Annotated in this window: 13 protein-coding genes; 11 read left to right on the top strand and 2 right to left on the bottom strand. The window is 39.5% G+C overall.

Annotation, left to right across the window (positions count from 1 at the left end; genetic code table 11):
- Positions 1-107 precede the first annotated feature (107 nt).
- The 7 genes from BK583_RS17265 (at position 108) to BK583_RS17240 (ending at position 6,999) form a co-directional block, all read left to right on the top strand.
- Entirely contained in the window at positions 108-812 is a 705-nt protein-coding gene (locus BK583_RS17265; RefSeq protein WP_055737262.1) for a YvcA-related protein, read from the top strand.
- Positions 813-944: 132 nt separating this feature from the next.
- Positions 945-1,655, top strand: coding sequence for a YvcA-related protein (locus tag BK583_RS17260; RefSeq protein WP_055737263.1), 711 nt, complete (start codon positions 945-947; stop codon positions 1,653-1,655).
- A gap of 179 nt (positions 1,656-1,834) precedes the next feature.
- Positions 1,835-2,548: a YvcA-related protein gene (locus BK583_RS17255; protein ID WP_055737264.1), complete on the top strand. Its 714-nt coding sequence runs from the start codon at positions 1,835-1,837 to the stop codon at positions 2,546-2,548.
- A complete protein-coding gene (locus BK583_RS17250; RefSeq protein WP_055737265.1) occupies positions 2,538-4,532 on the top strand; it encodes a DUF6792 domain-containing protein in 1,995 nt (664 codons plus the stop codon). Before BK583_RS17255 ends, BK583_RS17250 begins: the two co-directional genes overlap by 11 nt.
- Positions 4,533-4,550: 18 nt before the next feature.
- Positions 4,551-4,889 carry a hypothetical protein gene (locus tag BK583_RS17245; protein WP_038477055.1) on the top strand — a complete coding sequence of 113 codons (339 nt, stop codon included), beginning with the start codon at positions 4,551-4,553 and terminating at the stop codon, positions 4,887-4,889.
- Positions 4,890-5,545: 656 nt separating this feature from the next.
- Positions 5,546-5,704 (top strand): hypothetical protein, encoded by a 159-nt coding sequence (locus BK583_RS21455; RefSeq protein ID WP_160319313.1) that lies wholly within the window; start codon positions 5,546-5,548, stop codon positions 5,702-5,704.
- A gap of 212 nt (positions 5,705-5,916) precedes the next feature.
- Positions 5,917-6,999 carry an oxidoreductase family protein gene (locus tag BK583_RS17240; RefSeq protein ID WP_055737266.1) on the top strand — a complete coding sequence of 361 codons (1,083 nt, stop codon included), beginning with the start codon at positions 5,917-5,919 and terminating at the stop codon, positions 6,997-6,999.
- An 83-nt stretch (positions 7,000-7,082) separates the two neighbouring features.
- On the opposite strand, the gene BK583_RS17235 is transcribed toward BK583_RS17240, so the two are convergent.
- Both BK583_RS17235 and BK583_RS17230 read right to left on the bottom strand, forming a co-directional pair.
- Positions 7,083-7,859 (bottom strand): Cof-type HAD-IIB family hydrolase, encoded by a 777-nt coding sequence (locus tag BK583_RS17235; RefSeq protein WP_055737267.1) that lies wholly within the window; start codon positions 7,857-7,859, stop codon positions 7,083-7,085.
- A complete protein-coding gene (locus BK583_RS17230; protein ID WP_055737268.1) occupies positions 7,856-8,746 on the bottom strand; it encodes an aminoglycoside phosphotransferase family protein in 891 nt (296 codons plus the stop codon). The genes BK583_RS17235 and BK583_RS17230 overlap by 4 nt, the downstream gene beginning before the upstream one ends.
- A gap of 263 nt (positions 8,747-9,009) precedes the next feature.
- Between BK583_RS17230 and BK583_RS17225 the strand changes: the two genes are divergently transcribed.
- The 4 genes from BK583_RS17225 to BK583_RS17210 are packed head-to-tail and all read left to right on the top strand — an operon-like array spanning position 9,010 to position 11,773.
- Positions 9,010-9,387: a GntR family transcriptional regulator gene (locus BK583_RS17225; protein ID WP_038477067.1), complete on the top strand. Its 378-nt coding sequence runs from the start codon at positions 9,010-9,012 to the stop codon at positions 9,385-9,387.
- Entirely contained in the window at positions 9,387-10,256 is an 870-nt protein-coding gene (locus BK583_RS17220; RefSeq protein ID WP_055737269.1) for an ABC transporter ATP-binding protein, read from the top strand. The genes BK583_RS17225 and BK583_RS17220 overlap by 1 nt, the downstream gene beginning before the upstream one ends.
- Positions 10,257-10,283: 27 nt before the next feature.
- Positions 10,284-11,120 (top strand): ABC transporter ATP-binding protein, encoded by an 837-nt coding sequence (locus tag BK583_RS17215; protein ID WP_055737270.1) that lies wholly within the window; start codon positions 10,284-10,286, stop codon positions 11,118-11,120.
- The gene (locus tag BK583_RS17210; protein ID WP_055737271.1) at positions 11,117-11,773 is read left to right on the top strand and encodes an ABC-2 transporter permease; all 657 of its coding nucleotides are present in this window, start codon (positions 11,117-11,119) and stop codon (positions 11,771-11,773) included. The genes BK583_RS17215 and BK583_RS17210 overlap by 4 nt, the downstream gene beginning before the upstream one ends.
- Positions 11,774-11,834 lie beyond the last annotated feature (61 nt).

Below are 11,834 nucleotides of genomic sequence, written 5' to 3'. Positions count from 1 at the left end.
GGAAAATGAATATATGGTAATATTTAGGGATATGAAGGTGGCGTTAGCTTTTTTTCAGAAGTGCGTGGATTCAGATAAGAAAAAAGATTTTCAAGGAGTCGAGCAGAATGGATAAAAGCAAGCTATTGCTGGTGGTTGTTCTTGCCTTGCTGGTAGGAGGATGTGGGCAAATGGATAGCTTACCAGATGAAGAAACAGAAAAAACACCAGCGGAAATGGATCCGACAGATTTGCCGCAAATTGATGCGTTTCAAAGCGAACATTCTCGTGAACTGATGGTGTCGACAGAGCCAGTAGCGGAAGGGTTTTACTTAATGCGTTCAAAAATTGAGGCCTTTACGATTTGGTTTCCAGAAGAGGCTGTGTTTATGGACAATGCTTCTGGTGTGGATGGGGATCATTATGAAAAGCTTAGAATTTCCTATGAAAATAAAAATGAAAATCGAGAGTATACAGGAAATTTTCAATACCAGTATGGAGGAAATGCCAAAAAACCTGAACGCATCTTAGATAATTTAAGGTGGAGATGGGACTTTGAAGATGAATGGAATGAAGTTGAAGAAGAAGAGAGTAGAATATTGTACGGGATAAAAGAAGTGGCTCCAAATGAATATGTTGTAATTGGATATAAGGTTTCTATCAAACAAACCCCCCAAGTCATAGAATTTGTGTACGATGTGGGTTGCGTAAATAAACAGGCTAAAGGATGTGAGATTCATTTAGAAGAGGAAAAACAGTTTGCACTACAGTGGGTGAAGTCGATTCGATTTTCCGGCACTCGTAGCAATGGAGATGAGACCGATGGCGAATAACAAACTATTAAAAAGACAGACCGATAAGAAAGCAGAATCTAGTACTTTTTTCACTCTCTAATCATTTTCTGGTAACGTCCATAGGAAAAGTGATAGCGGAGTATTAAAAGAAGTTCTAAGGAGTCGAGTAGAATGGATAAAAGCAAGCTATTGCTGGTGGTTGTTCTTGCCATGCTGGTAGGGGGATGTGGGCAAATGGATAGCTCACCAGAAGAAACAGAAAAGACACCAGCGGAAATGGACCCGGCAGATTTGCCGCAAATTGATGCGTTTCAAAGCGAACATTCTCGTGAACTGATGGTGTCGACAGAGCCAGTAGCGGAAGGGTTTTACTTAATGCGTTCAAAAATTGACGCCTTTACGATTTGGTTTCCAGAAGAGGCTGTGTTCATGTACAATGCATCTGGTATGGATGGGGACCATTATGAAAAAATGCGTTTTGCTTATGAAAATGAAGAAGAAAATCGAGGATATTTGGTTGACTTCCAATATAATTATAGCGGGTATGCTGAAAGGCCAGATTGGATACTGGATAATTTAAGAAAGCGCTGGGATTATGAAGAAGACTGGAAAGAAGTTGAAGATGAAAATGGTCTCACTTATTTTGGTTCAAAAGTTGAAGAATTGGATGACTACCAGCGATATGTCGTCATAGGCTATAAAGTGTCATCTCAAAAAGAACCTCAAGGGATGGAATTTCTCTATATTGCATCATGTGTGGATAAAGAGTCTGAAAGTTGCCAGATGGATCTTGCAGAGGAAGAAGATTATGTTCTTCATTGGATGAAGTCGATTCAGTTTTCAGGTACTCGTGGCCACGGAGATGAGACAAATGGTGACTGACGAACTATTAAAAAAAGACAGACCGATAAGAAAGCAGAATCTAGCGGCTTTTTCTCTCCAATTGCTTTCTAGTAACCTTAATAGGTATAAACTCACAAGTCTTATGTAGGTGTCGTTATTTTCATAATTATGTTAAGAATGATAAAAAAGCGGTAGTGAGGCCTAAGGAGTCGAGTAGAATGGTCAAAAGAAAGATATTGTTGGCAATTGTTATTGCCTTGATGGTAGGAGGATGTGGCCAAATGGATAGCTCACCAGATGAAGAAACAGAAAGAACACCAGCGGAAATGGATCCGGCAGATTTGCCGCAGATTGATGCGTTTCAAAATGAGTATTCCCGAGAACTGATGGTGTCGACAGAGCCAGTAGCGGAAGGGTATTATTTAATGCGTTCAAAAATCGACGCCTTTACGATTTGGTTTCCAGAAGAGGCTGTGCTTATGGACAACGCATCTGGTGTGGATGGGGACCACTATGAAAAATTGCGTTTTGCTTATGAAAGTGAAGAAGAAAACAGAGGGTATTTAGTTGGTTATCAATATAATTATAGTGGGTATGCAGAGAGGCCAGATATGATACTGGATAATTTAAGAGGCCGTTGGGATTATGAAGAGGAATGGAAAGAAGCTGAAGATGAACATGGTCTCACGTACTTTGGTTCAAAAGTTGAAGATATGGATGGTTACCAGCGATATGTCGTCATAGGCTATAAAGTTTCTTCCAAAGAAGCGCCTCAAGGAATGGAATTTCTCTATATTGCATCATGTGTGGATAAAGAGTCTGAAAGTTGCCAGATGGATCTTGCAGAGGAAGAAGATTATGTACTTCAGTGGGTGAAGTCCATTGAGTTTTCAGGGACCCATAGCAATGGAGATGAGACAAATGGCGACTGACGAACTATTAAAAAAAGACGAAGTTTGGCTTCGTATTACTCAGTTAGAATATAAAATGAAAGATGGAATGTCTAAAGAGGAGTTTGAAAAAGAAGTGCGGCGAATTTATATAGAGGAAACGGGCGAAGAACTTCCAGCAGACATGAAAGTGTACTCTTCAAATGAAAGTAATATAATTAAATCGGATTATGACGGTACAGCAATATATTTTGAAAACGAAGAAAAAGGAATCAACCAACTGTATGTAATTTCACAAGGTTCAAATGATCAGGGTGATTGGTTGTATAATGCTATCGGACTGTTCCAAGGAAAAGACGCGTCTCAGGCAATCGACGTCGACATTTTTGTTGATGAAGCAAAAAGGGCGTTTAATATAAACGATGAAGAGATGTTGACAGTCGGTCTAGGTCACTCGCTCGCCAATAATAATAATTTAACGGCTCAAGTGCTAAATGAAAATTTCGACAAAATTTACGGGATTAATGGTGCGCAAATCAATGCATACCAGCTTTATACGGCTGATGAAGACTTTGCAGAAATAGTAAATAATCAATTTAATCTTTCTATAACAAACAAAAACGCCATCTACACCCTCCCCCCTCATGAATTCGAACAATTTGCCATCGAGTACATAGAAGAAAAAATCGACACCGGTTCTATTTACCAACTTCGTTCGATTAATGACCCCCTTTATGCGTTGATGGAAAATACGCGAGGATTTGTGACGGTTCCGATCGACGCGAAAGAGGGGATTGTAACGAACAAAAATTATGCAGGGCTGTCGCCGCTTTTTGCCAATCTGCCAGATGAGGAAATCGCTAAGTGGCAAACGATTTTTATGCCGGCCGCTGATGCGTATGTAACTGATGGGGTAGATGGTGCACTTGGAGTGCTAGAAGACATGACGGGTCTCAAACGGACGGTGTTTGATGATGTAAGCGAGTTGCAAGCAGATTTTCAAAAGTTGATGGAATCGGAAACGATTGATTTAGATGAGTACCCTGCCTTTATGCGAGGCGAGATGGCTCGTTCCCATGCGCTCGGGCAGGTAGGGGCGAAAATTCCACAAGCTTTTGATTTGTTAAGCAAGGCATTGACAGAGTTTGACCATATAAAACAATTTCAACGGAACATAGGGCCGATCATAGAGACAGTTCAAGGCTTAAACGATTCGGCTGAAGAGGTGTTCGGGTATTTGGTTGAGGCTGGCTACATTGATGAGGCTTCGAAAGACAACATTGTCAAAGAATTGAATGGATTGACCGAGTCTTTGGAAATCCTTAATGATTATGAGCATCTTGAAGATGTGTATAAAGAATATCCGCATTTAATGCGAGATGGAGGAAGTGGGCTATTAGGAAGTGACTTGGCTTTTTTGTTGCTCTTAATTGAACATGGCGAAAAATTATCTGGCCATTGGCAGGCGTTAGAAAAGGAATTGCAGGAAGTCATGAGTGAAATTGGTCATAGCCACAGTATCCATGAATTGTTGAATGCGCTGAATGCAGAAAACGGAGTCTCGTACTCGAACAATGAAATGATCTTGAGCACTCAGCACGGAGGCGAGGAAATCCGTGTTAATTTAAGTACTACTGTCGAAGCGTATTACAACGGTCTAACGATTGTGGAGCAACAACAAGAACAAGTACAAGCGTTTGTGCGTCTGTATGAGAATGAGATCGTAGAGGATGTCGAAACCCGGAAAAAGGTGCTTGTCCAAGCGTTTAATGATATGGAAAGCAATCCTAAGGGCTATCAGCACTTGTTAAATAAAAGCCATGCGCCTGTAGGCAGCCGTATGGAGCGAATTGTCGTGCATGACCAAATTGGCGGAATCGCATTGCCTGAAGGGCCAGTGTGGGAAGCGGCTTTGGTGGAGCAATTGGAAAAGCAGCGCACTTTCCTTGAAAAGATGCGTGAAGGGATCGAAGAGATTTTTGATGAAGAATACAACGTTGCCGCGATTTTTACACTTTCGGGGTAATAGGAAGGAGGATGAGTCATGATTCCTGATGATACAGGAGTGGTTGTGATATCACACCAATTTAAAGAACCACCAAGCTATATGTGGAAACGACTTCAGCTTGAGCTATCGATAAATCAACTTTATTTGCTTCAAGCCACTTTAGGCCAATCCCTTCGTGCCAGTTTAGGTACGAGCAGCGGCGCGTTTATTGACGCCCTTGAAGAGAAGGAAACAGAATTGACAAGAGATATGACAACGCGAATTGAAATGGTTTCTTCTGAAGCAAAACAAGCGACGCAATTAGCTGAGAACTATTTGGAAAATATCTCTACGCAGCGAGTATCCCTCCATTACAGGCGCATGCTTACCGATTAAAAGTGGGTCTTTAAAACACGCTGGTCGTAATCAGGGTGTTTTTGTTTTAAAGCAGTCTTTTTGATGTATGTAGAAGATGCACGTTTGTCTAACTTAATGAGATAAAGCAAATTATTATTATTATCTAGTGAATGTTATAGAATAAAAGTATTACGTCTTACCGTTATAAAAAATGGTCGCTGTTCATCAATTGCGCGCCATATGACCTTTTTTACAATTAGACGAACTCTATTAAATTTATGCAGGAAGATCATTTATCAGGGGTCAAACAATAGATTTTTATTGTATGAAAAAAGGAAATCAGTGAATTTATTAGAACAATTAATAAAGAACCAATTCCAAGTCACAAGTTTAAAGAGACTATCTTCATTTAGGAGAACCTTTTTTGAAAGTAACTTCATAATTGGTGCGAACCCCAAGCGAACATAAAAACCTGGGTGACCCGCACCGCTTTTTTGACTTAATATGTAACAATGTGTAATTGGTTTAGCTAAAAAATCTTACCTGAAGGCTAATTTGTGGTAATATTTAGGGGGAGAAAGGTGCTTTTAAGCGTTCTCCCGCTATCGCACTCTATATGAGTGCGTGGATTGAAATTATTACGATATCTTGTAGTCATCTAACTGAATTTATCGCACTCTATATGAGTGCGTGGATTGAAATCTGCAGCAGTCGGCTACGATTGGGAGCTTACAAAAATCGCACTCTATATGAGTGCGTGGATTGAAATCAAGACCCTCGCCAGTAAATTCACCTATCTCAATATCGCACTCTATATGAGTGCGTGGATTGAAATCGTAAACGTCTTGATTTGACACTCAACGTATCTAGATCGCACAGTGCGTGGATTGAAATAAGATGGGCAATTTATTTTGTTTCGAGATAATCATCGCACTCTATATGAGTGCGTGGATTGAAATTTACCTACTTATATTGTTTACAAAAAAGCAATAAAATCGCACTCTCTAGAAGTGCGTGAATTCATACTACAGGAATTGAGGGAATCTGTTTAAAAAGGGTGGAAGGTATGTCTACAACTGACATGAAAGCAAGTATCAATCAAGATACGTTAGTGAAATGTGTGAGTCTGCAGCTTAAGCGCCCTTTAACAAAAGGAGAGCTTGAATGGAACGTACAAGCTTTATCGGGAGAAGTGAATTTTACAACGCAAGGCATTTACCGTGTTTTTGGCTCAGTCCTTAAAAAGATAAAATGGTCGCTTATAATAAAAGTGATTCAAGAGGTAGAGGATAAACGGAATCCACAGCACCATAATTATTGGAAACGAGAGGCTCTTATCCATCAAACTGGTATTCTTAATCGTTATTCGAATGTCATAAAAAGCCCAACCTGTTATGAGGTCGAGGAAAAAAGTGATGGTACGATTTGGATTTGGATGGAAGAAGTGAATGGAGTTCATAAGCAGTTCTCGAAGGAAGACTTTGCTGTTATAGCGAAATCAATCGGACATTTTAACGGAACGTACGTAAATGGTCCTGCTCACGACGAGGAATGGATTTGTCGGACTTGGATGGCATCTTGGATTAAAAGCAGTCAGAAGTACGCAATGCAGGTGGACGGTTTTGTCGATTCAAATCGATTGAGTGAACAGGTGAACGATAGGTTACGAGCGTACCTCTCATTAACTTCTAACATGGAGAAACAATTGAACATATTGAAAGCGCTTCCTAGAGTGCTTGCCCATCAAGACTTGAGTAAAGGAAATATATTTGTTAATCAGAAGCAAGTGACGCTGATTGACTGGCAGTTTATGAGTCTTTCAGGTGTAGGGGAAGATTTAGGGAAGTTGTTTGGCGTTATGCTGAGCCAAGAAGCTATTCCTATTCAAGAAGCGGAAGAATACCAAGAGCTTCTGCTTCGTTCTTACGTAGATGGATTGGTTGAGACAGGTATTCAGTTAAACGAAGCCTTTATCCGATATGGCTTTTTTACTTCATTTGCTTTGAGATGTGTATGGGAAGTACCGAAACTTGTTGAACTTCACATAAAACAGCACAACAACTGTAGCGAATATGAGCGTTTATTGAACCTAACAAGCTATCAGCTAAAGGTCTATAGAGAGATTATGCAATTTCCTCTAGTCATCTAGTATCGCTGGTGGAAATAGGGTGTAAATGTACATTAACTTCCCTACTTCCTGATAAAGCAATCTGAGGGCTACCAACAATGTTATTAAGGAATAATGGAAAAATGCTTTAGTCCATGCTCAATACCGTTTTCTGATGAGGATTTAGTAATGTAATCGGCAACCTTCTTTATCCCTTGAGAACCGTTTTCCATCGCAACTCCAACAGAAACATAGGATAGCATTTCTATATCATTGTCCCCATCTCCAAAAGCAATTGCACGAGAACGGTCAAGGTGAAAGTAATGTAACACGCTTTCGATAGCCCGTGCTTTACTAATATCTGTTTCCAACACATTTAAGATGTAAGGATGCCAGCGCTTGAACTGTAACAATGGGAATGCTGTTTTGTAGAGCTGTTCAATCCGTTCATCTCCAAATAGACAAAGCAAATGGACAGGTAAAAGAGTATCTTTTTGTCTAATTGGTGGATAGGTCATGAGAGATAGGGTTTCCTGCAAGGCATGGGTGATCTTCTCATTTTGAAAACCATTCATATGAAATGTGTGACTGTAAAACGATAAGGCATGCTGATGTTGCCGTGCAAAGTTTTCGATTGCTTGCACCGTTCTTACGTTCATCGTTTGACTGTAGATGACATTGTCTTGATGTGTGACGAGGCCTCCGTTTGCAGTGATAAACGTTGTGATACCGAGCTTCTTTAACACTTCACACATAGATAATGGTCGACCGGTTGCAGCCACGACGAGTGTCCCTTGATTTAGTAATGCGTGAACTGACCTTTTGGAAGACTCAGGTATGCGTCCGGTTTTATTGTTTGTGAGTGTTCCGTCAACGTCAAAAAAGACGATGTCGTAAGTCATCTAAACCCCCCCAATTTTTTTAATTCAAGAAAACGGTTAACAAAAGGGCTAGCTTTGTCTAGCTCTTTTTGTTCGTGCAAGTAAAGTAGATGGTGGAAAAGTGGTTGAAGTCCATAAAACCGTTTTACTCGTTCAACGATGTCGTGCTTGCATTCATCTGTTTTGTAATAGCGTAATACAGAAAGAACCGTATCAAGACCATATGTCCAATAAAGCCCAGCAAAATCAAATGCTGGATCACTTAATTGTGCGTCTGTAAAATCAATAATCCCCACTAGCTTTTGTTCGCCTTGATTATAAATCATATTAGCCGTTGTAAGATCTCCATGAATCGGTACTGGTTTTCTATTATTTGATGACAATGATTCTAAGAAAGTCTCATAAACAACGTTAATTGCATGGCTGACGTTGGTTTCGAGCTGGGGAAAAATGTTTTGTTGCAATTGAGCATACATAGTATCCCAAAACGAATGACTATGAGTCGCATGTAGATTCGGAAGTTCATCAACAGTAATACGATGTAAAGTTGTTAAAAAATTTCCTAGATGCTGATAATCAATGGTTGAAAGTGTTGTTTGGTTTTCAATGGTCTCGACTGGAACACCAGCAATAAGAGGATAGGAAAGGCCAACTAAAGTCTCTTCTATAAAGAGTGGAGTCAGTCTTGGAACAGACAAACTAGTTTGTCTTGCTTGTAAAGCGCGGTTTAATTCTAACTCCTTATGCAGTGCCATCTCAAAACCTCTTTTTTTAGGAAAACGAAACACAAGAGTGTCATTTACAAACAAGATGGTATGATCCCAACCTGAATGGATCATTTCAAGCTTATGAATACGTAAAGTAGAATCGAATTGGCTTATGCGTTCGATCCATATGGATTCAGTCATTTTTAATGGTCTCTCCTAGTCTTCTACTAATCCTTATTGGTCTTTTCCCGTTATGATTGGGGGATAACATAATAGTTCTTCTCTCTCATTAAAGAGACAGCAACAACTCCTGAGTTTCATAAAATACCTCTCCTTAGAAGAACTTTCGACAATGATCCAGCAAATCCTTGTTTTTTACTGAAAAAATGGACTGTATAAAACCGTTGACATTGTATATAAAGTATATGTACAATAAATACAAAGATAACAATTGCGAGGTACCTATGAATATTATCTTATCGAATGCGTCTCAAGAACCAATCTATGTGCAGATTAAAAATCAAATTAAACAAAGCATATTGAGAGGGGAGTTGATGGAAGGCGACCCGCTACCTTCAATGCGAAAACTAGCTAAAGAATTACAAATTAGCGTCATCACGACAAAGCGCGCATACGAAGAATTAGAGCGAGACGGCTTCATTATTTCGTATGTTGGGAAAGGGTCTTTTATAGCAGGACAAAATCAAGATCTCATTCAAGAGAGGCGTTTGCAAATGGTTGAACAGGGCTTGGCGGAAATTGTAAAAGAAAGTAAAAACCTAAATATTTCCCTTCATCAACTTCAAGAATTAGTAGTAATGCTATATGAGGAGGAAGAATAATGGAAGAGGTTGTTTCATTTCATCATGTTCATAAAACGTATAAAAACTTTTTGTTAAGAGATGTCTCTTTCTCCGTTAAAAAAGGGTTTATTACGGGTTTTATTGGGCCCAATGGTGCAGGGAAAACAACAACGATTAAACTGATGCTTGATTTAGTGAAACCAGATTCAGGCGAAATCAACTTGTTTAATCAGACGTATCAGTCTAATAGGGAGGAAATTAAGCAGCGGGTAGGGGTTGTTTTCTCTGAGCACCATCTTTACCAGCATCTGACCATTGAAAAAATGAAAAACGTTGTCTCCAATTTCTATTCTAAATGGGATGATGATCGATTTGAGCATTATTTAAACCAGTTCAACTTGCGTCCCGATCAAAAAATTGGTCAATTGTCTAAGGGGATGGGAATGAAGCTTTCCATTGCGATTGCGTTATCCCATCACGCTGATTTGATTGTGTTAGATGAACCAACGTCAGCTCTTGATCCAATAAGTCGTAGAGAGATTTTGCAGTTGTTAATGGACGTCATTCAGGATGAAGAAAAAGCTGTATTTTTTTCGACGCATATTACGACTGACTTAGAGCAAATCGCTGATTATATTCTGTTTCTCCATAATGGAACAGTCCTTTTACATGATGAGAAAGACGCGATTCTCGATCAGCATTTTATTGTCAGAGGTGCTACTGACTTGCTTGATTCAGATACGCGAAAGCTATTTTTACAAGTGAAAGAGACATCGTTTGGGTTTGAAGCGTTAACGAATCAAGCTAGCCTTGTAAGACGTCTAATGGGAGATGAAGTGGTAATGGAGAAGGCGTCTTTAGAAGAGATAATGGTGTACACGATCGGTGATCGATCGGAAATAAGGTAAACGGTTGAGGTAAAGGAGGGTGCGAGTGTGAATGCTTTAGTGGAAGTAAGCGAACTTAACAAAACATTTAAACAAGGTGGTTTTGGTTTAAAAAATGTTTCCTTTACCATTAAGCCAGGATCGATTGTTGGCTTTATTGGGGAAAATGGTGCCGGTAAATCAACAACCATTGGTTCTATCATTGGTTCCATTCGCAAGGATCAAGGTACTGTCCGCGTGTTTGGTCAGGAAATGCAAGACGGAAAAGACTTTGTAAAAGAAGAGATTGGGGTTGTATTTGATACCGTTCAACTTCCTGAAGAATTAACTATTGTGAAGTTAGAACGTGTGTTTAATGGAATTTATCGCAATTGGGATAAAGAGATGTTTTACTCATATGTCGAACAATTCTCTTTACCAAGAAAAAAGAAAATAGGGTCTTTTTCAAGAGGCATGTCGATGAAGGTATCGGTAGCTGTGGCACTCTCCCATGATGCGAAGCTGCTTCTGTTAGATGAAGCAACGGCAGGGCTTGATCCGAGTGGGCGTGATGATCTTTTGAGTGTATTACGCACATTTGTCAGCGATGGAAAGCGATCCATTCTTCTTTCTTCTCATATAACGAGTGATATTGAAAAGATTGCCGATTCGCTTATTTTCATTAAAGATGGCAGGATTCTATTTGATATTGAGAAAGAATCATTGCTATCGACTTACCGCATACGATCGTGTACGACGAAGGAATTTCACTCTTTAACAAAAGAAACAATTGTCGCCTATCGAGTACAGGAGGAGCTTGTTTCTGTTCTTGTTAAAGGGAAAGAAGGCAAGGCAGCATCTTTAGATGAAATGACAGTATTACTCATGAGAGGTGTTCATGTATGAAAGGGTTGCTATTAAATCAATATTATAGTGTGCAAAAATCAATATGGGTGTATGCGTTGCTTGCATTCGTTATTCCGGTTGTGATCCTCATATTTTTTGAAGGGAGTATGCTTGATCGATTAGCGGCTTTTGTTGCGATTGGTTTTATGGTTTCACCAGCGTTAGAAGTGTTAAAGCATGAAGGAAAATCTGGATGGAGTAAATATATGGCTACACTCCCAATAAGTCGAGCCAAAGTTGTCCAAAGTCACTATTTATTCTTTGTATTGTTACTTCTAGTTGGGGTTGGTTTTGCTGGAGCCGCTTATTTTATCGCAACTCACTTATTTAACCAAGTGCCTACAGATTATTTCTTTGTTGGAATCTTGTCGATCATTGGCATTGTGCTAACCTCGGGAGTCATTACGTACCCCCTAACCTATATCCTTGGAGCCGAAAAGAGTGATATGATTTTGGTTTTAGGAATGGGTGGCTCAATCGGTGTTTATTTATTGACTTATACGATTTTTTCAATGGTATTTAATGAAGAGGGAACCTATTTTGGATCAGACGCCGATTTATTCTTTGGCTTACTGTTTATTGGCATCACTCTCATCGTGTTTGTCCTTTCCTATATCGTGTCACTCATTCTATACAAGCGAAAAGAATTTTAAAGGAGACGCATCTAAAGCAGGTGCGTTTTTTTATGTGAAATGGGTATACAAAAGATTATAA

This window comes from Shouchella oshimensis (assembly GCF_002019765.1).
GTDB lineage: Bacteria > Bacillota > Bacilli > Bacillales > Bacillaceae_D > Shouchella > Shouchella oshimensis.
This window is presented reverse-complemented; position numbering and strand designations above follow the sequence as displayed.

What these genes read in the sequence shown, in the direction of transcription:
- BK583_RS17265 (WP_055737262.1), top strand. Translation starts at nt 108, where the DNA reads ATGGATAAAAGCAAGCTATTGCTGGTGGTTGTTCTTGCCTTGCTGGTA.
- BK583_RS17260 (WP_055737263.1), top strand. Translation starts at nt 945, where the DNA reads ATGGATAAAAGCAAGCTATTGCTGGTGGTTGTTCTTGCCATGCTGGTA.
- BK583_RS17255 (WP_055737264.1), top strand. Translation starts at nt 1,835, where the DNA reads ATGGTCAAAAGAAAGATATTGTTGGCAATTGTTATTGCCTTGATGGTA.
- BK583_RS17250 (WP_055737265.1), top strand. Translation starts at nt 2,538, where the DNA reads ATGGCGACTGACGAACTATTAAAAAAAGACGAAGTTTGGCTTCGTATT.
- BK583_RS17245 (WP_038477055.1), top strand. Translation starts at nt 4,551, where the DNA reads ATGATTCCTGATGATACAGGAGTGGTTGTGATATCACACCAATTTAAA.
- BK583_RS17240 (WP_055737266.1), top strand. Translation starts at nt 5,917, where the DNA reads ATGTCTACAACTGACATGAAAGCAAGTATCAATCAAGATACGTTAGTG.
- BK583_RS17235 (WP_055737267.1), bottom strand. Translation starts at nt 7,859, where the DNA reads ATGACTTACGACATCGTCTTTTTTGACGTTGACGGAACACTCACAAAC.
- BK583_RS17230 (WP_055737268.1), bottom strand. Translation starts at nt 8,746, where the DNA reads ATGACTGAATCCATATGGATCGAACGCATAAGCCAATTCGATTCTACT.
- BK583_RS17225 (WP_038477067.1), top strand. Translation starts at nt 9,010, where the DNA reads ATGAATATTATCTTATCGAATGCGTCTCAAGAACCAATCTATGTGCAG.
- BK583_RS17220 (WP_055737269.1), top strand. Translation starts at nt 9,387, where the DNA reads ATGGAAGAGGTTGTTTCATTTCATCATGTTCATAAAACGTATAAAAAC.
- BK583_RS17210 (WP_055737271.1), top strand. Translation starts at nt 11,117, where the DNA reads ATGAAAGGGTTGCTATTAAATCAATATTATAGTGTGCAAAAATCAATA.